The organism is Herbaspirillum sp. GCM10030257 (assembly GCF_042666555.1).
Classification (GTDB): Bacteria; Pseudomonadota; Gammaproteobacteria; order Burkholderiales; family Burkholderiaceae_D; genus Noviherbaspirillum.
Window position 1 is genome coordinate 46,164 of the sequence record NZ_JBHTDH010000022.1, and the last position, 20,602, is coordinate 66,765.

Here is a 20,602-nt window from a genome sequence, read left to right on the forward strand (position 1 = left end):
GATATGAAAATTTCTGTAGCAGTATTCTGTGTCGGCGTCCTAGGCGCCTGTTCGACCACGCCTAACTACGACGCCAAGTTCGGGGACGCCGTACGGCAATCTCGAATACAGATGACGATTAATCCGGATGCCGGGAAAAACCTTGATTCGGTCGCAGGTATGGACGGTAAATCCGCCAAGGAGGCGGTTGGCCGTTATCAGGGAAGTTTCAAAGAGCCACCGCCGGTGACTAATGTAATCAACATCGGCGGTAGTGTTGGAAGCGGAAGGTAGCTATGGAAGTTGCGCACTTGAACTGCGCGTCACGGTTAAAAAGTTAGTTGCATTTCGAGTGTCAGTATCGGTATGAACCGTTTGATGTGTGTAGTAGCTGTTCGTAATGTAGTACCGCTTGATAGTAAAAAAGTCCATTTACAACCTATGCCAAAGGAATCACAAATGACCAAATTGATCTCAGCATTCACGCAGTCAATACACAACTTTTTCAGGGACGATGAAGGAGCCCAAGTTGTCGAATATGCGCTTATTATCGCGGTCGTTTCAATTGCCCTGGTATTGGCGCTTCAAGCCTTGACCAACAATGGTGGCGGTTTCGCGACCTTCATAACACGCGTCACAACGTGTTTGACCGGTACGGCAGCTTGCGTTTGATTGTGTGGTCAGGTTCTTTGTATTACTGAACCTAGATCGTGCAGCCGTACTGACAAGGAGAGCTAGCTCTTGCCAGTACTGGCCTTTACCGATTTTTAGCAGCATCGTAGTAGTAGTTCGTTAGGTAGCAACGTGTCATGTCAGTAAACATCCATTCACCACTTATGCCAAGGGAAAAAAATGAACCAACTGATCACAGCATTTAACAACTTCATCCACTCATTCGCCCGAGAGGAAGAAGGTGCGCAAGTTGTCGAGTATGCGTTAATTATCGCCGTCGTCTCAATTGCCCTGGTAATCGCGTTGCGCGCCCTAACGACCGGCGGCGGATTTGCCGCTTTTATTACGCGAGTTACCACGTGCTTGACAGGTACTGCAGCTTGCGTCTGATCGAACTGATCGACTGCAGATAACAAAGTTTGGGAGGCTACTACGGTCTCCTAAACTGCGTTAGCTGTATGGTTCAAAAGGTCTTGCCTAGTTATTGCACTTTATGAAAGCCGAACTCGTTTTTCAGAAGTGTACTTATGTGCTTGTCCTCTTAACGGCAGCTTATTAAGCAAACCCTGCAAATACGAACTCACATTCGCGGTTTAAGGGAATCAATATCACACCGAATGTAGTGATCGATGGCGGCAACATGCAGAAAATGACGCGCTTTGGCCTATGGGCTCCGATGTTTATCCGAGATACTGCTTCTCTAGATTCTTTTGCTGCAAAGGGTGCCGGAAAGCCCGGCTTGTCACGTCCAGTCTAAGGTACCGTTATGAGTAAGGTCGATCGCAATCAACGAGGTGCCGTTCTTGTTACGTCCATCCTGGTCCTGCTTTTCTTAATGGGATTCATGGGCATCGCGTTGGACTTTGGCCGACTGTTTATCGTGAAAACCGAGTTGCAGACTGCAATGGATAGCTGTGCTCTGGCCGCTGCCCACGAGCTTGATAAAAAATCTGATTCTTTGGTTAGAGCACGCAGCAGCGGCATCACTGCGGGAAATTTGAATCGTGTTGACCTGCAATCCGGTAATTGGAGAAACCGCGGCCAGATTATTGACGCCGACATCACATTTAAAAACGCAAACTATATCGATACAACCGATCCACTGGTTGCAATCTATGCGCAATGTCGACACACCCATGCCGGGATTCCAATGTGGCTTCTGCAAGCGATGGGAGCATTCTCCGGCGCGTCCACGACGTTCCCAAATACGCAAAACGTTTTTGCATCAGCCGTTGCGACAAGGTCCAGCGCCCAGACGACCTGCCCTGTACCTGTCGCCCTGAAACCGAAGCCTGGTGGGACGGCGCCGAACTATGGATTTGTGGTTGGTGATTGGATTACGCTCATCATGGCTCAGAATGCAGCAGCGGGGGGCCAAATCGGCTGGGCAAACCTGGATGGTTCCAATAATGCATCTCAGACCGTAGCGGAAATGGAGGGATCCTGCGGCACTGAAATCGGTGACACACTGGGCACACCTGGCGTACAAGCATCAGTTGCCGACGTATGGAATTTTCGATTTGGAATATACAAAAATAGCGGAGATCCGAGCATACATCGGCCGGACCTCACCGGCTACGCCTACACTTCTGCCAATTGGCCCAGTCGACGTAACGCATACGATGGACCAGTCCCTCCCGGAGCACATTCTTCCGCGGAAAATTTTGTCACAAAGCGGCTTTCTTTTGCTTCTTGCGCCGATACCGGTACGAGGGTGCGTGGTGCGAATAGCTGTGAATCCATTACCGGCTTAAGTCTGAATAGTTTCCAGAACCTTGCCGCTCCAGGCAATGTGCCCGGCGGACATCGCCAATATGGCAGCAACCGTCGACTTGTGGTTGTCCCCGTCGTAAACGATGCAATGGGAGTCGTTGATTATGCATGCATGTTCTTGTTGCAGCCACTCAGTATCCCGATGACCGATGTACAGCTTGAGTACAGAGGAAATGCGGGAGATGCAAACAGTCCTTGCACCACCAGCGGCTTGCCTGGTGGATCGGCGGGTCCTCTGGTTCCAGTGTTAGTCCAATGAGGTACGCCATGAAAAAAAATGAACAGGGAGCAGCCGTGATAGAGCTTGCCTTGATTCTGCCCATACTCTTGCTTCTAACGTTTATCGTGACTGAATTCGGACGGGCAGTATATCAGTACAACTCGATTACCAAATCAATTCGCGATGCCGTACGCTATCTTGCAGTCCAGACTCCAGGCACTCACATTGCAGAAGCGCGCAGTCTGGTCGTCTATGGGAACACGACAGGCGTTGGGACACCGCTTGCTCCCGGGCTCACGTTAGCACACGTCGCGACTCCCACTTGGCAGTCGGCGGGCGCTACCCCGGTGATCAACACCGTCACCATTACCGTGACAGGCTACACGTTCCAGTCTCTATTCGGCAGCGCGTTCGGCGTTAACCTTGGCAACTTTAATTACAGCGATATCAGTGCAACCATGCGAGCCCCATCATGAAAGTCCGTCAATCCGGTGCGACGATCATCGAGTTTGCACTCTCTCTAACCATCTTCCTTACCTTCTTGTTAGGCATAACCGATTTTAGCCGGATGCTATTTACATGGAGTGCGGCCAATGAAGCAACGCGAATGGGAGCAAGATACGCTGTCGTTTGTGATAACACGTTCAACCAGGATGTAGTGCTAGCGAAGATGCAGCGCTTGCTTCCGCAAATCACGAGCATTGATGTCGCTTGGGAGCCAGCTGGCTGCAATGCGTCCAACTGCGCCGGTGTAACAGTCAGCATCACCAATATCGACTATCAGTGGATATCGCCGATTGCGGGTTTATCACGAATGGCGCCAATCAACATGCCCACGTTCTCGACCTATCTCCCCAGGGAGATGATGGGGCAGGATCCAAATAACGCAACAATCTGTTCTTAATAACCAGGATAGAAACATGAAAATCGTATTGATTTCCGCAAATAAAAACAATACAGATGAAGTGAACAAGGCAGTCCAATCGGGATTGCACACGCTGGTACCGATAGACCACGGCTTTTCCTCAATGCGCACTATCGTTGAACAGGAACAACCCGACCTGCTTCTGATAGATGACGCCTGCACCGGCACCGAGGTTTTCGATCAAATCGAATACATCTCAATGCAACGTCCGAACACGGCGATCATCCTGATTTCGGCGAACCACACGCGCGACTACTTATTGAACGCCATGCGTGCCGGGATACGTGAAGTACTTCTCTCTCCGGTCTCTGCACAGTTACTCGAAATAGCAGTCAGCCGCGTCTCCGCAAAACTACCAGGTGTCCATAACACCGCGGCGGGTAAGGTCCTTGCATTCATGTCATGCAAGGGCGGCAGTGGCGCCACATTCCTCGCCACCAATCTTGGTTATCAGTTGGCGGAAGATCGCAAGGTGCTTCTGATTGACCTTAACCTTCAATTTGGCGACGCTCTTTCGTTCTTGCATGATGGCAAGCCTGCTTCCACCCTCGCAAGCATTGCACGTGATATCCGCCGGCTGGACGGGTCGTTTCTTGCCGCAAGTAGTGTTCGAATCACGGAAAATTACAGTATTCTCGCCGCGCCGGAAGACCTGTCAGAAGCCGTCGATATAAAACCGGCACATATTGATGCGATCCTTAACCTCGCAGTCACACAGTACGACTTTGTACTGCTTGACGTAGGACGCACCGTCGACCCGGTGTCCATCAAGGCCCTTGATCATGCATACCGTATTTTTCCTGTGCTGCAAGCTGGCCTGCCATATCTTCGTAACACGAAAAAGTTGCTGGATACTTTTAACGCATTAGGTTATCCCGCCGAAAAGGCGGAACTGATAGTCAACCGTTTTGACAAGCGGGGAGATATTGGAGTCGATGATATCCGTCGGCTTGCCGGCTCGACGCGGCTGCATACAGTTCCCAATTCCTACAAGGACGTGAGTACTTCGATCAACCAGGGTAACCCATTGATTAAAACGGCAAGCAGTAACACGGTTTCGCGGATTCTGGCGGATATTACCGCCGCGCTGAATCCACGTCCGGAAGCATCGCGTGGCTTTTTTGGTCGAATTCTCAAACGCGCATGAACTGGTAACCGGTGCCGGGACCCCTGGTTATTTTTCCTTTAACAGGCATATCTACGGAGTACGCACACAATGTCATTTCGAGAAAAACTGAATGCAAGCGTTACCAACCAGGATTTACGAACTGAATCAAGGGTGCCCAGGGACGCATACCAGGCATTGAAGAGTCGGATTCATCTGAAGATGCTGGATAAATTTGATTTGTCTGCCCTAGAGACGCTTTCTCCGCAGGCATTACGCCAGGAAATCGCCGGGATGGCGGAACGCCTGCTGCAGGAAGAGCAGGCACCGATCAACGACATTGAGCGCCACCTCCTTGTTCGTGATATTCAGCATGAGATGCTTGGATTCGGGCCGCTGGAGCTGCTCATGGCGGACCCTGAAGTTTCCGATATTCTCATCAATTCTTATAGGCAGGTATATGTTGAACGTAAGGGGAAACTTGAGCTGACGCAGATTACGTTCACCGACGAAAAGCATCTATTGCGTATTATCGACAAGATCGTTTCGCTGGTCGGTCGCCGAATCGACGAGTCCAGTCCGATGGTGGATGCTCGCTTGCCAGATGGCTCACGCGTTAACGCCGTGATTCCGCCCATAGCGCTCGACGGCCCAATGATGTCGATCCGCCGGTTTGCCCACATTCCCCTCAAGATGGACAACTTGGTTGAAGACCTCAAGAGTCTGACACCGGAGATGGCCCGCATGCTCGAAGGCCTATGCAAGGCGAAGGTCAACATTTTGATTTCCGGTGGCACTGGGGCAGGAAAAACCACGTTACTCAATATCCTATCCGGCTACATCCCGGAATCGGAACGTATAGTAACTATTGAAGACGCAGCGGAACTACAACTGCAACAACCGCACGTCGTACGTCTGGAAACGCGCCCAATGAATATCGAGGGGAGCGGTGAAATCACACAGCGTGCGCTTGTGCGAAATGCGCTCCGCATGCGCCCGGACCGAATCGTCATCGGTGAGGTACGTGGCGCCGAGGCAGTAGATATGCTGCAGGCCATGAATACGGGGCATGAAGGATCACTGACAACTATCCATGCGAATACACCTCGGGATGCTCTGGCACGTTTGGAAAACATGATTGGCATGGCGAATCTCAACTTGCCGCACCGCGCCGCGCGGCAGCAAATTGCTTCTGCGATTACGGTCGTTCTCCAAGCACTCCGTCTTCCGGACGGAAAGCGAAAGATCACGAGTATCCAGGAGATCACTGGCATGGAAGGCGATATGATCACCATGCAGGAAATTTTTGCATTCAAACAAACTGGTATAAGCAGCGACGGTGCGGTCCAAGGCTATTTCCAGGCAACCGGAATCCGGCCAAAATTTACCGAACGCTTGCGGTCCTTTGGTGTTGCTCTGTCAGAGACGATGTTCGACCCAACAAGGAACTACCAATAAGGTAACTTATGCCACAATCAATTGAGAGCAATTCAGCCTTAATCATTTCGATACTAGTTTTTCTAGCGGTTGTCTTACTGCTGGAAGGCCTATATCTCCTATGGAGAAATTACAGAGGGCCGAGGGCGAAAAAAATCGAACTGCGGCTCAATGCATTGTCCGCATCATCGAAACGCGTACAGTCGATCTCGATATTAAAGCAACAGACGCTTAGCGAGGTTCCTGCCCTTGAGCGGCTTCTATCTTCGATGCCGCGAGCGCTTGGCTTACAAGGATTTATCGACCAGTCAGGATTGCAATGGACCGTTTCCCGGTTATTGCTCTCCTGTGCCACTACCGGAATCCTTGCTTATCTGGTGGTCACTGTACTGGCGCACCAAGCGATGCTTACTGCGGCGCTGACGTCGATCTTCGGTTCTGCTATGCCTTTACTTTATGTGTACGCAAAACGTAGCTCTCGGCTAAAAAAGCTTGAGCAACAGCTCCCCGACGCAATCGATCTCATCATCCGGGCATTGCGCGCCGGGCACGCATTTTCTTCGGGCCTGCAAATGGTAGGTGAAGAAATGTCTGAACCGATCGCAGGCGAGTTCAGAATTGTTCACGACGAGATCAGTTTTGGTGTCTCACTGCAACATGCGCTGACAGGCTTAAGCAAAAGGGTGCCAATCACCGATCTGCGTTACTTTGTCGTGGCGGTGCTGATCCAGCGAGAGTCCGGTGGCAACCTTACCGAAGTCCTCGGAAACTTGAGCCGGCTTATTCGTGACCGCCTGAAACTGTTTGCCAAGGTGCGTGTGCTGTCATCCGAAGGGCGATTGTCCGCATGGGTGCTTGGAGTAATGCCCTTCGTCCTGGCAGCCGTAATGAATCTGGTAAATCCGGACTTTATGTCGCTGTTATGGACTGATCCGATTGGCACGGCCATCATTAAGTATATGTTGACCCTGATGGTCATCGGTGTCCTGATACTACGGCATATCATCAAGATTCGGGTATAACAAAGGGCGGACATCATGATACTACCTGCATTAATCTTCATTGCCGTAACGCTGGGATTGGCCGGCATCTTTCTGCTGCTCACACCGACAAGAACTCAGCAGCGGCTGCGCACGTTGGCTGAACCGATGAAGCATGCGAACTGGGTCGAGAACGCGGCCAGTGTCGTGAAGCCTTTTGCCAAGTTGTCGACCCCGGAAGACAATTGGGAGAGTTCGCTGCTCAGGATTAATTTTATCAATGCCGGCATTCGACACCCTGATGCACGGATAGTCTATTTCGGAATCAAGACATTATTGCCCATAGTATTCGCCACAATTGCCTACATCGCAGTTCGTGCGATCCCTCAACTCGATGGGCTGGTGCTAACCATGTGGTTAATGTTATCAGCGCTTCTTGGCTGTTATCTACCAAACCTGTATCTCTACCTGCGGGTAAAAAACCGCAAACGGGAGATTTTTGAAAATTTTGCAGATGCAGCTGACCTCATGCTTGTATGTGTGGAAGCCGGCCTCGGTTTAGACGCCGCACTCACCAGAGTGGCAGACGAAATGAATGCCAAATCCATTGCATTGGCAGAAGAAATTCATCTCACTAATCTCGAGATGCGGGCTGGCGGTTCCCGTGAAAAATCACTGCGCAATCTAGCGCTCCGTACCGGCATCGAGGAAGTCAGTACATTTGCAACGATGCTTACTCAGGCTGACAAGTTCGGTACCAGTATTGGCGAATCACTTCGAGTTTTCTCGGACGATCTGCGTCACAAACGGCAAACACGTGCTGAAGAACTCGCTGCAAAGATCCCGACAAAAATGCTGTTTCCGCTCGTTGTGTGCATTTTCCCCTCAATAATTATGGTGATCATGGGACCTGCAGCTATCCAGGTCGTCAGAACCATATTGCCGATGATTGGCAAAGGGTCCATTTGAGAATTATGCATTCCGTACTCATGTCGACGTGCCATGAAAGACATACCGGTTTTCCATGAGATTGAGGTAGTGTGGATGGCTGTTTATAATGCCGGCTTCGCGGGCGACCAAGGATACCGATATGCCTGATTCCATGGTCTTCTTCACCCATTCCAATTTCTGTTCCGAGGTCCAGCGTCTGCGTCGCTGGACCTCGGTGGTGACCTCTACTTCGTTCTGTCTTCCCGAAAGCATAGGCACATCCATAGCAATATTCCCAGTTAGTATTTTTGAAAATATCTCCGGTCCTGCAATTTACGGGGGGCTAATTCAGAAACAGACCAAACACATTCCGATTCGTTTTCGATGCTATGAGGCATCTATTTCGCAAGAAGACCCGCAGGACCGGAATGGGAGATGAACAAAGACCGTCCGCCTACGCGATCAAAATGCGATTGGGGGTATTGCCATGATAGGGCGATGGGCAGTGTGTCCTGGCAGTGCTTTGAAACGCAAAATTGCCCGACCCACGAATTTTGATAGCAATTTCAGACCAACTTGGAGAGCTGTTGAGAAAGATGAAATTGCAAAACTTGCAATGGCTTACAGTGTATTGATGAGAGCTTAAGGAAATCAGCTTTACCGCCTCAAGACGTTGAAGGAGGTTATATGTATGACCTGGACGCTATAGAAAATGCGGCTTTCGCGCTTCTCCATACTGATCAAAAGAGCGCTACATGGCCTGGCGTTGAAGACGAGTTTCGGCGTATCGCTGCCGATCCGCATGTCATTCTGTACTTGGTGAAAGCGGTAAAAGCGTTGGGTGACGGCCAGGCTGCTGGGCGTGAGACGAAAATGCTGGCCAACTTGGTACGCGACTTTTCCGACTATGTCAGGAACACCCCGGAAAGCACGCCGGATCCAGCGCGTGCTTACTTGCTCTTGCAGGCTGATAAGGTGATCGCGCGGCACCATTTATAGCCAATATTCCCTATGCTCAATGCTGAAACCTTGGTTTGGCATGTGCAGGCGGCCGTATTTGCCATTCCAGCTCTGGTTACTCAGGACAAAATCCCTCTAAAGGCGTCTTTCTTTGCGCCCTCGAAGCAAACGTGCGCCGGCATCAAAGCCGCGGCAAACCCCAGTGGCGATCACGCCGGTGACTGCGAGCATCGCTACAGTGTGAACCCCCACAGCCGCGAGCGCCAGCGTCAGTGAGCCGGATGCAGTGATCTCCCGAGCCGGTGTACCACTTATGCAAAGTGGAATCAGTGCCGGCACCAGCATCAATCCGGCGCCATGCATGGTTGACATCATGAATGACCAAAGCACCAGCCAAGTATGCCCTGCGGGTGCACGGGTCACCTTGGGTATGCACCCTGACAGGTAAACCGCCGCGAAGACGACAAGTAATCCGCCCACCGAGATCTGCAACACGACGCGATTCACCGACAGGCCATACACCACTGCCGCCGCCACGATGGCAACCGATGCGGCATGTCCGATTGCGATTGGCAGCAAGGCCCGAATTGACTGCGACCGGTCACGCGACCGCAAGCCACAAGCAGCGGCAAACATCCATCCCGTGGCAGGGTTGAGCCCATGAAGGGCACCCATCCCGGCCACCGCTAGCCATGGCCAAATACTTGTCATGATGCATGTGCCAGTTCAGAGCGTTCGCCCTTCAGGCGTGCGCCTGGCAGCACGAGTTTGCCATAGGCGCCGATTTCGGAACCGGTGCCGGCTCGTAGCGGTCGTGGTGGCGCACCCACTCCATGGTGTAACTGAGTTGGTCCTCGTTGCGGCCCATGGGTGTCAGGTCCAGCAGATGGTAGGTTCCCATCATGACTTCCACGCCACGACCATACGACGAATAGGTATGGAAGACCTCACCAGCATCGTCCTTGTAAAACACACTGATACCCGGCGCTTCCTCTTGCGGAAAAGACTGCATCGCGTAGTTGTAGTAGACGTCACCCTTGGCCATTTCTTCCGGCGTGAAACTAACGCAAAAATCGCGGTTGAAGTCCGTGTCGTGCGAGGACGCCCATTTGAACTGCCAACCCATGCGCTGACGAAAGCGTTCGATGTCGGCCAGCGGTGCGCGCGAGATGGCCGTCAGCGTGACGTCGCGCTGCGCCAGATGAAGGTTAGCTCCATCGTTATGGTCGGCCATGTAGGAGCAGCTCTTGCAGCCTTGCTCCCAGCCCGGGGCAAACATAAAGTGTTGTACCAATAGTTGGCGACGGCCTTCGAACAACTCGGCAAGCGTGCGTTTGCCCTCGGGTGTGTCGAAGACATAGACCTTCTCTATGCGAACCCACGGAAGCGCCCGGCGCTCGCGGGCGATCTGGTCGCTCAGGCGTGTCAGCTCCTTTTCGCGTGCCAGCAGCGACTTGCGCTCGGCAATCCATCGGTCTCTGGATACGACGGGATGGTTTATGTTGCTCACTTCGGCAATAGTGGTATTCATAATGTGCTCCTTGGCTCGACGAGCCATTCGCGTGTAGTCAATGCGCCATCCAACCATTCTGGTGCGGAGGGTGCTTCTGTGTTCGGCCGGCTGACCGATATGGCATGCAGTTACGGGGTCTACGTCTCGTGCGCTGAACCTGATGCGCTTTTCCGGCGCCGTACGGCGCGGACCTTTCCGCTCCCGCCTCCGCCACAATAAAAGAGATCCGCGCCATTGGACTCGAGTCCGCTGACGCCGGTGCCGCGCGGCATCTTGAGTTGTTCGAGCACTGCGCCGCTCTGCGGGTCGATGCGCCGAATGTCGCTATCATCACCTTCCCAGGTCCCGTGCCACAGTTCGCCGTCGACCCAAGTCACGCCGGTGACGAAACGGTTGGATTCGATAGTGCGCCTGAGCGCGCCGGTCTCGGGATCAATCTGGTAGATCTTGCGGTCGCGGTACTGGCCGACCCATAGGCTGCCTTCGGCCCAAGCGAGACCGGAGTCGTTTCCCTTGCCGGGTGCCGGGATCGACGCCACTACGCCGCCGGTGGCCGGGTCGATCTTGTCGATGCGGGTCTCGGCGATCTGATAAAGGAATTTGCCGTCAAAAGCGGTGCCTGCATCGCAGGCGTGATCGAGCGTGCGGATTTGCTCGCCGCTCTCAGGATTGAAGGCGACGAGCTTGGCCCCGGTGGCGGCCCAGACGTGGCTGCCGTCGTGGGTGACGCCGTTTACGCAATCGGCGCCTGCGAAGGGACCATACTCGCGGACAATTTCGGCTGCGTGTACTGTTGCCTGAGGAATGTCTTTGCTTGTGTTGCTGGTCATACTGCCTCCTTTTGCTTCGTGTCGCGCCTCGGATCGGCGCTGCAAGACAACTTTATAGAATTGGCAGCGCAGTAGGGAGTAACAAGATCGTCGTGAATCCTGTCAGCGGCGGAGACAACCACCGCTGGGCGCGTGCCCGGCCGATCGAGCGTACGCGTCCGACGGCCTCGAGTTCGACGAGGGCGCGCTGGACGGTGCGCTGACTCGCCCCAAGCGCGAGCGCCAAGGCGGAGGTTGACCACGCCGCACCGTCGGAGAGTAACGCCAACAGCGATGCCTGGTCGCCATCAATGGGTGGCGCAAGGACGACCACAGCACTTCCGTTCCTCGGCCTGAGCGCGAAGCCGCGCGAGGTTGCCTCAATGTCCGCCAGCGGTTTGACGAGGGCACGCAGACGACCGATCTCGACCCTGAGGCGTACCCGATGCGACTCATCAGGATGACGTGTTCGGAATACGCACGCGATCAAGGTCTCCCGATCGGTATCGCCAGGCCAGGCCTCGGCGAGTGCACGTGCTAACGTGAACAGGATCGGTCGGCGTGCCAGCGGTCGCCAAGCGGCCCCGATGCCGAGTCCGCGGCGACATGCGTCGATTACCAGCGCGTCCGATGTCAGGAGCGCTGAAACGTCATCCAGGTTTAGCGCCTGCTCGCCTCCGGCGACGAGGCGTCGGGCGGCGGGGCGATCGAGCGCAGTCAACGCTTCCGCCACCTCGGCCACGAGCGCTGGCACGCGCGCACGATTGGCGGCGTCGTGTGCGCGTGCCAGCGCTGTCCGAGCCGCATCGATCTGCAGCGAACGTAGTGCGAGTTCGGCGGCGGTGAGTTCGGCCACACCGACTAGCGAGGGCGGCAGGTTGCGCGCATCGACCCGCGCCAGAGCGGCACCGGCCTCGTCCAGGCGGCCGAGCAACAAGAGCCGGCGCGTCGCGATCAGTCGTGCCTGCAGCGCATTGGAGAGATCGGCATGCGCCTCAAGCGTGGCCGTGGCTGACGTCAGCGAACGCGGCGAGCCGCCGAGATCGCGCATAGCCAGCGCCACCTCAGCCTCCGCAACGATGCAGCGTGCGCGTGCCAGTTCCTCGTGGGCACCGAAGCCGCGGGCAGCGCGTCGAAGGAGTTCGCGGGCGCGCGAGTACTCACCGAGCTGAGCCATGGCGATGCCGCGTAGGGCCAGTGCCGGCGGATCGTCGCGCAGCGCGATTCGCTTTAGCGCGGCGAGTGCGTCACCGGCGGCAAGTGCGCGCGCGGCCGCCGTAATCAGGGAGTCCATGACAATATCCTACACCGTCGCGCCGGTGTAGTGTCCGTGCAACTTTCCGGCTGACGGCGCAACTGACAGGGGTTCAGACTCGAACTTGGAGTCCGGCTTTGCCCGGGACAGAGACATTGAATGGCTGTGTTGAATGGTCGAAACTGATGCGCTCGATCGGTACGCCGGCACGTCGTCGCATTGGGAAAGCCCGTCAACCACTGGTCTCCGGTGCAGTAGAACGATGAATCAATCAAAGAAGCCCGGGTACCACCCCATCAAACTTTAGTCGCTTTATTTTGAAATGGAAATGTGCAGTTCCGGATTCCACGATCGTTGTTCGTGATTTGCAGATCGACGGCCCTCAACAATCCAACGGCAAGCCGCGCAGCAAGTATCTTGAAGGTATCGACATCGAGTCGAATGTTGCGTGGAAGCTGTAGTGCGGGTTGGCATGCCGATAAGCTTCCCAGGTAGGCCCACCGTTCGACTACGTGCACCTGATGCAGGTGGCCGTCACTTTCAAAAATGCCAATCGGACCGGCATAAGGCCATACATACTGGTCCAGTTGTTTCAAGGCCTTATGCACGCGGCGTGTGTGTGCGAGCGGAGTTTCAACGTCAATGCAAGCCCCGCGACAATAACCGAGCTGATGCGCAAAGCACGCTCGACCGTGCGTCGTCTGTTCCATGCCGAGCAGCGCAGGACATAATCCATGCCGCCTTATCTGAGCTCGCCATCCTGCTTCCGCATTCGTGCGCGAGGAAAATAATCCGTGCGCAGAATATCGAGCCGCATCCTCATAATCTACGACTTGCGGCTGCAGACTGCCTTTGGGTAAATACAGGGCGTAGGCAGTTGCGGTCGATTTCAGCAGCACGTTGTAAGGCGGCTGCCACTGCTTGATTAATTGCGATTCGAGCAGCAATGCACCCATTTCTCCCGCCATGCGGAGAAAATCGATGCGTCGCGTATTTCGCAGCAAAGCGCGTTCTTGCGGCGTACGCAAATGTGCCTGCACGCGAGACCGGATGTTGACGCTTTTGCCAATATACAAAGGAGAGTCCGTAGCGTCCAGAAAACGGTAAATTCCCGCTCCTTGCGGTAACGCTTCCAGACTCGCAGCATCGATGCTGCCGATACTGGTCGCTAAAAGGGTGTCGCGAGATGTCACCTTAGGCATCAGGAGACCGACAGAGCTGATGCGGGCATGCATGATGTAGCTTCTATTTTTTGTTGATGTTGCAAGAGATAAGGCGGAAACCCAAGACGGATGCAGAAATATCTCGGTTTGAAAGGGAGATGGGCAGATAGTTTCAGACAATCCACTCAGCGCCGTCTCATTAGTTTGCATATCGTGAAAAGCTCATGCATAATGTGGAGATAATCATATGTCTTATATAAGACCTCATTTGACTACCTATTGGCCGTCAACACAGGTGACGTTGAGCGTAAGCCGAGATAGGCAGTAATCGTAAATTGAAGAATTTCTAAAACGTCCGCGACAACCGAGGAAACAGCTATGAACAGCGATCCGACCATCATTTACACGCTCACTGACGAGGCGCCTTTGTTGGCGACCCACGCTTTCCTGCCAATCATCAGCGCTTTTACCAAGCAGGCTGGTATTCGCATCGAGCAGAGCGACATTTCCGTCGCAGCTCGTATCCTCGGCAACTTCTCCGATTACCTTACGCCGGAGCAGCGCGTGCCGGACACGCTCAGCGAACTGGGCAAGAAAACACTCGAGCCGGACGCCAACATCATCAAGCTGCCCAACATCAGTGCCTCGGTAGGCCAGTTGCTGGCAGCGATTAAAGAATTGCAGGGCAAGGGCTATAACATTCCCGACTACCCCGCCGATCCGAAGACTGACGAAGAAAAAGCCATCAAGGCGCGCTACGGCAAATGCATCGGCTCCGCCGTCAATCCGGTGCTACGCGAAGGCAACTCCGATCGCCGCGCACCGCGCGCTGTCAAAGAATACGCACGCAAGAACCCGCACTCGATGGGCGAATGGTCGCAAGCCTCGCGCACCCACGTGTCGCACATGACCAGCGGCGACTTCTACCACGGCGAAAAATCGATGACGCTGGACAAAGCACGCGACGTGAAAATGGAACTGCTCACAAAGAGCGGCCAGACTATCGTTCTGAAGCCGAAGGTCTCGTTACTGGAAGGCGAGATCATCGATTCGATGTTCATGAGCCGCAAGGCACTGCTGGACTTTTACGAGAAACAGATCGAAGACGCGCACAAGACCGGCGTGATGTTTTCATTGCACGTCAAGGCAACGATGATGAAGGTGTCGCACCCCATCGTCTTCGGCCACTGCGTCCGCATGTTCTACAAGGAAGCGTTCGAAAAGCACGGCGCCTTCCTTGACAGCTTGGGTGTCAACGTCAACAACGGCATGGCTGACCTGCACAACAAGCTCGCCAAGTTGCCGGATTCGCAACGCGAAGAAATCATCCGTGACTTCCATGCCTGTCAGGAGCATCGCCCTGCATTGGCGATGGTCGATTCGGCAAAGGGCATTACCAACTTCCATTCGCCGAACGATGTTATCGTCGATGCGTCCATGCCAGCCATGATCCGTGCCGGCGGCAAGATGTATGGTGCCGACGGCCGGCTTAAGGAAGTCAAGGCGGTGATCCCCGAGAGCACCTTCGCCCGTATCTATCAGGAGATCATCAACTTCTGCAAATGGCATGGTGCGTTTGATCCGCGTGCGATGGGCACAGTGCCTAACGTAGGTTTGATGGCACAGCAAGCGGAGGAGTACGGATCCCATGACAAGACCTTTGAAATCCCGGAAGACGGCGTCGCTAACATCACCGACCTGGCTACCGGCGAGGTGCTGTTGACGCAGAATGTCGAGCAGGGCGACATCTGGCGCATGTGCCAGGTCAAGGATGCGCCAATCCGTGACTGGGTCAAGCTGGCCGTCACACGAGCACGCAACTCCGGCATGCCGGCAGTGTTCTGGCTCGATTCTTACCGCCCACACGAAAACGAGTTGATCAAGAAGGTCAAGACCTATCTGGAAGACCATGACACGACCGGACTGGATATCCAGATCATGTCGCAAGTACGCGCGATGCGCTATACGCTCGAGCGCGTAAGCCGCGGGCTTGACACGATTTCGGTCACCGGCAATATTCTGCGTGACTACCTGACTGACCTGTTTCCAATCTTGGAACTGGGCACAAGCGCGAAGATGCTTTCCATCGTCCCGCTGATGGCCGGCGGCGGCATGTACGAAACCGGTGCGGGCGGCTCGGCCCCCAAGCACGTGCAGCAACTGGTTGAAGAAAACCATCTGCGTTGGGATTCGCTGGGGGAGTTTCTGGCGCTGGCCGTAAGCCTGGAAGACTTGGGCATCAAGACTGGCAACATGAAGGCAAAGATTTTGGCCAAGACTCTCGATGCGGCTACCGGCAAACTGCTGGACAACCGCAAGTCGCCTTCGCCCAAGACCGGCGAACTTGACAATCGCGGAAGCCAATTCTATTTGGCCATGTACTGGGCGCAGGAACTGGCGACGCAGACGGACGACACTGAGCTTGCCGCTTCGTTTACGTCGCTGGCAAAAGCGCTCGCGGACAACGAACAAAAGATCATTGTTGAGTTGATTGAGGTGCAGGGAAAACCTGTCGATATTGGTGGTTACTACAAGCTTGACGATGCGAAAGTAAAGGCAGTGATGCGCCCAAGTGCGACGTTCAACGCCACTCTGGAGACAGTGGCCGTCTGAGGTCGGCGACGCTGACGGATGTGTGGATGCCTTTGTCTGGCACTCTATGTGAATCGCTTCAACCTCGGTACGACCAACTGCGTGGTGCCGAGGTGCGGTTCAAAAGCAAATAGCGAAGAATAAGCGCCGCTTTCCTCACAGTTGACCACGTCGATCGTCAGATCAAATTCAGCCATTCAATATTCTTGCAAGATTCCAGGTTGTGAGGCAGCAAGATCGACCGCACGACGGAGGGGAATCCAAAATACCGCTGGATTAATAAAGATTCGCACGTCTATCAAACTAGGTAAGCCGTCCTTCAAGATTCTACTGTCAGATAGATAAAGATAGCAGTACAACGCAAGGCTTCTTGAGGCACCATCTAACCTGACCCATACTTGTTGAGAATTCTTCCTGCGTGAAGCCGTAGCAAAGCGCCATACGAACGCCGAGATTGTTGAGATGACGGCATGTCGTGTTCGTCCTGTTCTAGAGCGTATCCGCAACCTTCGGCCAAACGTTCTACTCCATATGTTCGGCTGACCAGGATCAACCGGGTGCTCAACCGCTGCTGCACTACGGGGCTCGGCTGTCGTCCCAAACGATGGATGATCCGACGATCTAGTTCTACGTAGACTAAGTCGTAGTGTTTGCTTAAAGACTGCCACAGTGCATTGGCTGCGACGGATTGACGTGCTCCGCTGATAAGACAGTGATGACGGTCCAGCCACCATTTGTAGATCGTCGTCGTGATGCCGCGCCGTTGATACCGCGGAGCATATTTTGAATGCGGGGCACGTAGCAGACGATCTGCGCGTCGGTTAAGTTCTACTAATCGGTTGAATACGGTATAGCCGGCCAGGCATCGGCGTCTGATATCTTCAACGTAGATATAGTGTTCTCCATCTGCCTCGCGATAACGAACAATGAAGCCCGGAAGACCGATTTCCAGTTCGAGTAGCCCATAAAGTGCATCTCCGGGACGCGTGAGTCGGCGATAAATTAGCTCCAACTCCTGTTCGAATTCGGCCGGTTCGAGGTTAACATCTATACGCAGTGCCATCGTATGGTCACCCGATTTCGCACTCAAGACTGGAAAGAAAGCGCTATACATACTAAGAGTTTTAGTAGAAACAATACGCATGAGGATTCGACAGCGCGCTACGCATCAGCAAGGGCAGGGTCCCGCCCACCAACCACTCATTAATCGCTCTGGTTTTAGCTTTGCATGAACTCGTGCGCTAGCTTCCCACGCATCGGTTCTGACCACCAGTCCGGCGTACACGCCGAAACCAACGCCTGCTTGGATATCCTCACCAGCCTGCAAGCTTTCGCCCGCCTTGATTGAGCCGCCTGCGCGAATGGTTTTGCCCGCCTTGGCGCCCCAATTTGCCTCTACATGATGGTGACAGAGAATAGAGTCGCCACACTCAATGCCTTGTTCCACCCGAAGACTATCCAGGACAGTGATGGAGCCACCTACGCGAATGCTTTTACCGCATTGAACTGCGGCCTTACTGACTAAGTCGTGTCCAACGATAACATTCTCTTCGGCAGACAGCGGGCCGTCGCAAACCAGTTCCCATTCCGCTCGCAGATTCCCTGCACATTGAATAGGACCGTCGACATTGATGCCCCAGCCGGCCATCATGTCGCCACCGACACGAACCACCCCGCCACAACGAATACTTCCGGCGGATCGCAGGTCCTCTCCGGCAATGATGGTGCGACCGGCATGGATCCCGCCGCCTGCTTTTATCGATCGGCCCGCGCGCAGGATCGAATCAACATGGATGTGACCGCGTACGTCAAGTGTGCCCGCAAATACGACCGATTCCGTTTCGAGATCGTCCAGAGTTAGTACAGCGTCCGTTGGACCAAATTGGTCAAGCAGCCAGCAAGCGTCATCTGACCTGCCTGCGGCAACGAGCGCATCCAACAATGGCTGATAATCGCTTCCGTCCTGGTAGTGACGCAGAAACCAGCGGAACCCATCTGCGCAGGGCCGCTTTGCCTTAACAAATTCTTTAACAATATCCATGGTAATCAAGTTCAATAAATTACAACAGAGCATCTGTTCGATAACGGGGAATGGGGATGTTTTCCTGCTTACTTCGCAAGCCCGTACACAATGCGAGCAGCTACGTGATGGCTACGCTTTAATACGACAATACGACGCTCATCTCTGTCTGGCCGCCTGTAACGTCGCAACGCTGCCGTGACAAGACTCAGTATGTTATGTATGGATCATCAACAGTCGCTGCGACACGCACAGGTCAGAACATGGGCGTGGTTGGTCTGGCGCGTTAAGCGTCGACAGGATGATCAGGTTAGCGGGCTGTAGCTCGGGAGGCCTATGGAAACCAGATGGTTCTCTTAGGCGCTCACCGAGCCTAAGAGAGGCAGGCGAGGTCTCGGGTGGACAGTTGCGCCGGGCAAGCACTCAAAGAAGCATTCTCGTACGGAAGATGGCACGGACGCTGCTCAAAAATGAAGCACGCAACGATAGATGACACTGCCTCGTGCAGGGCAGAACAATTTCGGTTCGCGAGGATGCAGACCTTGTTCACTTTAGTGTCAATATGGAAGTGATTGAATGTGGCTTGAGTATATACGCTTTGAATTATTCGTCAACAGGGTCTCTCAACGAGCGACGAGACATGTCAGCTTATCGGACGGGATCGGCATAGGATTACCGGCGTTGTACATCGTGCAAAATGTTCACGGCTTTTTCGAAGTCCTTCCATTGAAGGACGAGAAGTCCTGTCGGGCCTTTTCTTCACTGGCACGCATTGTCTGTAATTAAGTTATCAGTTCAAAAATCGTCCGTTTTACGTCAATCCCCATCAGGTAAAGGCCGTAGGTCATGATATTGACATTCATTCGTCGAAATTTCAGGAACTTACTTCCGGTCGAAATCAAATCCAGTCGGCATACAACGGCTAGCGGCTTTCGATCCATGACGATATAACGCACCTAAGTATCTATCTTGCCAAATCTCGCGAAGTCTACCAAAGCATCCACTTCATGAGGTGCTTGGCACTTTGTCTCTGGCGACCGCGACAACATATCGGAATGTTCGCGAAGATAGCGGTAACGTTCAGCGTCCCGCAGCGCGTGGAGGATGAGATGCCTCTCTGCAATTCGCGACGCGAATGCCTTCGCCGCCTCACTCTTCAAAATGCCGTTTTCCTTTTCCACGACAGCCAAGCGATTACGTGTCTGTTCAATCACATCTGTCTGTGCTGTCCAGGTTTGCCACGCGAAGTCCGTGTCTATCTCGCAATACTCGAATTCCCCCGTTGTGCATCGTACTGGTTTAAGTTCAAGATCTTAGGAGCCAGCCCATGCTTCAAACTGTCTACGTGTTTCGGTACTCATTACATCTCCCTTATGTCGCGCTTGGAAAATCGGAAATGAAGTTGTGCGCATGCGTTAACAGGTAAGACATCGGCAGCATACGATGGCAATTGCTTGTTTGCGTTGCGCGCAAAGCGTCTCAGACCAACGATACCTTGTACTTTTTTATCCTACACCAGCTGGAGTGGCGCACTGCTCGGCGCTAATTTCGGCAGAGCTCAGGTGTCATTCAAGTGGATTGACTTTGCATGGACGGGTATGCCGAAATGGAAAGGCGGGCAGTGAGGGGAAGAGGGTCGCAAGGAGGTCCAGTGAAACAGACTCTGCGCACGTTGCTGCCACTTTTTGCAGCCGAATACCTTCCTGTTCCCGGCGGGCCTTTTCTCCGGCTGGGCTCTGCTTTTGGTAAAAATCGTTCACGCGTAAGAGCGATGAGCATATCTCTCATACGTTTTGACCATGGATTCGAGTTCGCCATGTCTGCCAGTTCACGTTCATAGTTATGGAGGCGCAATTTACGCAATAAACCTCCTCGTTAAACCGCTGTCGCTGTAATTCCCTCAGCGCATATGGTATCGGTCCTGAGACCGTAATATAGTGGCAAAGGCATTGAAGGCAGTCGGGGCAATTCTTTTTAGAACTGATTTCATAAATACCTTCGGAGCAGAATCATGGCGAGAGCAAGATGAACAAAGGCAGTGTAATGTTCGATGCAGCGGTCCCATCGGGTAAGCACGCGCTTGAACTTGTTGAGCCATGCGAAGGTGCGTTCGATTTTCCAGCGTCTGGTGTAACGCCGCAGCGCTCGCCCGTCCTGCGTCGCTGCTTTCTTCCGGTTTCGCTTATGTGGCGCAATCAGTTCAATACCGCGCTGTGCCAGCCTTTGATCGAGCGGATCACTGTCGTAGGCGCGATCCCCAATAAGTCGT

22 protein-coding genes are annotated in these 20,602 nt (G+C 53.8%); 12 read left to right on the top strand and 10 right to left on the bottom strand.

Translation table 11 applies throughout. From position 1 onward, the window contains the following. Nucleotides 1-3: 3 nt before the first annotated feature. From ACFQUU_RS23150 to ACFQUU_RS23195, 10 genes are all read left to right on the top strand, one after another. Nucleotides 4-273: a hypothetical protein gene (locus ACFQUU_RS23150; RefSeq protein WP_382250480.1), complete on the top strand. Its 270-nt coding sequence runs from the start codon at nucleotides 4-6 to the stop codon at nucleotides 271-273. A gap of 165 nt (nucleotides 274-438) precedes the next feature. Beyond that, nucleotides 439-651: a Flp family type IVb pilin gene (locus ACFQUU_RS23155; RefSeq protein WP_382250481.1), complete on the top strand. Its 213-nt coding sequence runs from the start codon at nucleotides 439-441 to the stop codon at nucleotides 649-651. A gap of 180 nt (nucleotides 652-831) precedes the next feature. Continuing rightward, a complete protein-coding gene (locus tag ACFQUU_RS23160) occupies nucleotides 832-1,041 on the top strand; it encodes a Flp family type IVb pilin (protein WP_382250482.1) in 210 nt (69 codons plus the stop codon). 376 nt (nucleotides 1,042-1,417) lie between these two features. Further along, the gene (locus ACFQUU_RS23165; RefSeq protein WP_382250483.1) at nucleotides 1,418-2,683 is read left to right on the top strand and encodes a pilus assembly protein TadG-related protein; all 1,266 of its coding nucleotides are present in this window, start codon (nucleotides 1,418-1,420) and stop codon (nucleotides 2,681-2,683) included. A gap of 8 nt (nucleotides 2,684-2,691) precedes the next feature. Beyond that, complete coding sequence (locus ACFQUU_RS23170) at nucleotides 2,692-3,120, top strand: TadE/TadG family type IV pilus assembly protein (protein WP_382250484.1); 429 nt, start codon at nucleotides 2,692-2,694, stop codon at nucleotides 3,118-3,120. Continuing rightward, nucleotides 3,117-3,548, top strand: a complete 432-nt coding sequence (locus ACFQUU_RS23175) for a TadE/TadG family type IV pilus assembly protein (RefSeq protein ID WP_382250485.1) — start codon at nucleotides 3,117-3,119, stop codon at nucleotides 3,546-3,548. The genes ACFQUU_RS23170 and ACFQUU_RS23175 overlap by 4 nt, the downstream gene beginning before the upstream one ends. Nucleotides 3,549-3,564: 16 nt before the next feature. Continuing rightward, complete coding sequence (locus tag ACFQUU_RS23180; RefSeq protein WP_382250486.1) at nucleotides 3,565-4,716, top strand: CpaE family protein; 1,152 nt, start codon at nucleotides 3,565-3,567, stop codon at nucleotides 4,714-4,716. Nucleotides 4,717-4,785: 69 nt separating this feature from the next. Then, nucleotides 4,786-6,132, top strand: a complete 1,347-nt coding sequence (locus ACFQUU_RS23185) for a CpaF family protein (protein WP_382250487.1) — start codon at nucleotides 4,786-4,788, stop codon at nucleotides 6,130-6,132. A gap of 8 nt (nucleotides 6,133-6,140) precedes the next feature. Beyond that, on the top strand, nucleotides 6,141-7,133 hold the full coding sequence (locus tag ACFQUU_RS23190) for a type II secretion system F family protein (protein ID WP_382250488.1): 993 nt from the start codon (nucleotides 6,141-6,143) through the stop codon (nucleotides 7,131-7,133). A 15-nt stretch (nucleotides 7,134-7,148) separates the two neighbouring features. Then, a complete protein-coding gene (locus ACFQUU_RS23195) occupies nucleotides 7,149-8,060 on the top strand; it encodes a type II secretion system F family protein (RefSeq protein WP_382250489.1) in 912 nt (303 codons plus the stop codon). An 18-nt stretch (nucleotides 8,061-8,078) separates the two neighbouring features. Here ACFQUU_RS23195 and ACFQUU_RS23200 read toward each other — a convergent pair whose 3' ends face one another. After that, nucleotides 8,079-8,294 (bottom strand): transposase, encoded by a 216-nt coding sequence (locus ACFQUU_RS23200; protein WP_382250490.1) that lies wholly within the window; start codon nucleotides 8,292-8,294, stop codon nucleotides 8,079-8,081. A 414-nt stretch (nucleotides 8,295-8,708) separates the two neighbouring features. Between ACFQUU_RS23200 and ACFQUU_RS23205 the strand changes: the two genes are divergently transcribed. Continuing rightward, nucleotides 8,709-9,020: a hypothetical protein gene (locus tag ACFQUU_RS23205; protein WP_382250491.1), complete on the top strand. Its 312-nt coding sequence runs from the start codon at nucleotides 8,709-8,711 to the stop codon at nucleotides 9,018-9,020. 96 nt (nucleotides 9,021-9,116) lie between these two features. Here the strand turns inward: ACFQUU_RS23205 and ACFQUU_RS23210 are convergent, their stop codons facing one another. The 5 genes from ACFQUU_RS23210 to ACFQUU_RS23230 all read right to left on the bottom strand — a co-directional run bounded on the left by ACFQUU_RS23210 (nucleotide 9,117) and on the right by ACFQUU_RS23230 (nucleotide 13,793). Further along, nucleotides 9,117-9,692 (bottom strand): hypothetical protein, encoded by a 576-nt coding sequence (locus tag ACFQUU_RS23210; protein ID WP_382250492.1) that lies wholly within the window; start codon nucleotides 9,690-9,692, stop codon nucleotides 9,117-9,119. Nucleotides 9,693-9,723: 31 nt separating this feature from the next. Further along, nucleotides 9,724-10,512 carry a DUF899 domain-containing protein gene (locus tag ACFQUU_RS23215; RefSeq protein ID WP_382250493.1) on the bottom strand — a complete coding sequence of 263 codons (789 nt, stop codon included), beginning with the start codon at nucleotides 10,510-10,512 and terminating at the stop codon, nucleotides 9,724-9,726. A 119-nt stretch (nucleotides 10,513-10,631) separates the two neighbouring features. Further along, the gene (locus tag ACFQUU_RS23220) at nucleotides 10,632-11,324 is read right to left on the bottom strand and encodes a hypothetical protein (RefSeq protein ID WP_382250494.1); all 693 of its coding nucleotides are present in this window, start codon (nucleotides 11,322-11,324) and stop codon (nucleotides 10,632-10,634) included. A gap of 52 nt (nucleotides 11,325-11,376) precedes the next feature. Beyond that, the gene (locus ACFQUU_RS23225) at nucleotides 11,377-12,597 is read right to left on the bottom strand and encodes a helix-turn-helix domain-containing protein (RefSeq protein ID WP_382250495.1); all 1,221 of its coding nucleotides are present in this window, start codon (nucleotides 12,595-12,597) and stop codon (nucleotides 11,377-11,379) included. 257 nt (nucleotides 12,598-12,854) lie between these two features. Continuing rightward, complete coding sequence (locus ACFQUU_RS23230) at nucleotides 12,855-13,793, bottom strand: endonuclease (RefSeq protein WP_382250496.1); 939 nt, start codon at nucleotides 13,791-13,793, stop codon at nucleotides 12,855-12,857. 306 nt (nucleotides 13,794-14,099) lie between these two features. Here ACFQUU_RS23230 and ACFQUU_RS23235 point away from each other — a divergent pair, with 306 nt between their 5' ends. Then, nucleotides 14,100-16,334: an NADP-dependent isocitrate dehydrogenase gene (locus ACFQUU_RS23235; protein WP_382250497.1), complete on the top strand. Its 2,235-nt coding sequence runs from the start codon at nucleotides 14,100-14,102 to the stop codon at nucleotides 16,332-16,334. A 44-nt stretch (nucleotides 16,335-16,378) separates the two neighbouring features. Here ACFQUU_RS23235 and ACFQUU_RS23240 read toward each other — a convergent pair whose 3' ends face one another. From ACFQUU_RS23240 to ACFQUU_RS23255, 4 genes are all read right to left on the bottom strand, one after another. Beyond that, nucleotides 16,379-16,510, bottom strand: coding sequence for a hypothetical protein (locus ACFQUU_RS23240; RefSeq protein ID WP_382250498.1), 132 nt, complete (start codon nucleotides 16,508-16,510; stop codon nucleotides 16,379-16,381). Between the two features lie 185 nt (nucleotides 16,511-16,695). Then, entirely contained in the window at nucleotides 16,696-17,457 is a 762-nt protein-coding gene (locus ACFQUU_RS23245; RefSeq protein ID WP_382250499.1) for an N-acetyltransferase, read from the bottom strand. A gap of 24 nt (nucleotides 17,458-17,481) precedes the next feature. Further along, nucleotides 17,482-18,354: a hypothetical protein gene (locus tag ACFQUU_RS23250; RefSeq protein ID WP_382250500.1), complete on the bottom strand. Its 873-nt coding sequence runs from the start codon at nucleotides 18,352-18,354 to the stop codon at nucleotides 17,482-17,484. Nucleotides 18,355-20,319: 1,965 nt separating this feature from the next. Next, the coding region (locus ACFQUU_RS23255) for a transposase (RefSeq protein ID WP_382250501.1) at nucleotides 20,320-20,602 on the bottom strand (283 nt) is incomplete at its 5' end.

What these genes read in the sequence shown, in the direction of transcription:
- ACFQUU_RS23165 (WP_382250483.1), top strand. Translation starts at nt 1,418, where the DNA reads ATGAGTAAGGTCGATCGCAATCAACGAGGTGCCGTTCTTGTTACGTCC.
- ACFQUU_RS23170 (WP_382250484.1), top strand. Translation starts at nt 2,692, where the DNA reads ATGAAAAAAAATGAACAGGGAGCAGCCGTGATAGAGCTTGCCTTGATT.
- ACFQUU_RS23250 (WP_382250500.1), bottom strand. Translation starts at nt 18,354, where the DNA reads ATGGATATTGTTAAAGAATTTGTTAAGGCAAAGCGGCCCTGCGCAGAT.
- ACFQUU_RS23190 (WP_382250488.1), top strand. Translation starts at nt 6,141, where the DNA reads ATGCCACAATCAATTGAGAGCAATTCAGCCTTAATCATTTCGATACTA.
- ACFQUU_RS23185 (WP_382250487.1), top strand. Translation starts at nt 4,786, where the DNA reads ATGTCATTTCGAGAAAAACTGAATGCAAGCGTTACCAACCAGGATTTA.
- ACFQUU_RS23155 (WP_382250481.1), top strand. Translation starts at nt 439, where the DNA reads ATGACCAAATTGATCTCAGCATTCACGCAGTCAATACACAACTTTTTC.
- ACFQUU_RS23180 (WP_382250486.1), top strand. Translation starts at nt 3,565, where the DNA reads ATGAAAATCGTATTGATTTCCGCAAATAAAAACAATACAGATGAAGTG.
- ACFQUU_RS23205 (WP_382250491.1), top strand. Translation starts at nt 8,709, where the DNA reads ATGTATGACCTGGACGCTATAGAAAATGCGGCTTTCGCGCTTCTCCAT.
- ACFQUU_RS23230 (WP_382250496.1), bottom strand. Translation starts at nt 13,793, where the DNA reads ATGCATGCCCGCATCAGCTCTGTCGGTCTCCTGATGCCTAAGGTGACA.
- ACFQUU_RS23160 (WP_382250482.1), top strand. Translation starts at nt 832, where the DNA reads ATGAACCAACTGATCACAGCATTTAACAACTTCATCCACTCATTCGCC.
- ACFQUU_RS23220 (WP_382250494.1), bottom strand. Translation starts at nt 11,324, where the DNA reads ATGACCAGCAACACAAGCAAAGACATTCCTCAGGCAACAGTACACGCA.
- ACFQUU_RS23150 (WP_382250480.1), top strand. Translation starts at nt 4, where the DNA reads ATGAAAATTTCTGTAGCAGTATTCTGTGTCGGCGTCCTAGGCGCCTGT.
- ACFQUU_RS23200 (WP_382250490.1), bottom strand. Translation starts at nt 8,294, where the DNA reads ATGCTTTCGGGAAGACAGAACGAAGTAGAGGTCACCACCGAGGTCCAG.
- ACFQUU_RS23210 (WP_382250492.1), bottom strand. Translation starts at nt 9,692, where the DNA reads ATGACAAGTATTTGGCCATGGCTAGCGGTGGCCGGGATGGGTGCCCTT.
- ACFQUU_RS23175 (WP_382250485.1), top strand. Translation starts at nt 3,117, where the DNA reads ATGAAAGTCCGTCAATCCGGTGCGACGATCATCGAGTTTGCACTCTCT.
- ACFQUU_RS23195 (WP_382250489.1), top strand. Translation starts at nt 7,149, where the DNA reads ATGATACTACCTGCATTAATCTTCATTGCCGTAACGCTGGGATTGGCC.
- ACFQUU_RS23225 (WP_382250495.1), bottom strand. Translation starts at nt 12,597, where the DNA reads ATGGACTCCCTGATTACGGCGGCCGCGCGCGCACTTGCCGCCGGTGAC.
- ACFQUU_RS23240 (WP_382250498.1), bottom strand. Translation starts at nt 16,510, where the DNA reads ATGGCTGAATTTGATCTGACGATCGACGTGGTCAACTGTGAGGAAAGC.
- ACFQUU_RS23215 (WP_382250493.1), bottom strand. Translation starts at nt 10,512, where the DNA reads ATGAATACCACTATTGCCGAAGTGAGCAACATAAACCATCCCGTCGTA.
- ACFQUU_RS23245 (WP_382250499.1), bottom strand. Translation starts at nt 17,457, where the DNA reads ATGCGTATTGTTTCTACTAAAACTCTTAGTATGTATAGCGCTTTCTTT.
- ACFQUU_RS23235 (WP_382250497.1), top strand. Translation starts at nt 14,100, where the DNA reads ATGAACAGCGATCCGACCATCATTTACACGCTCACTGACGAGGCGCCT.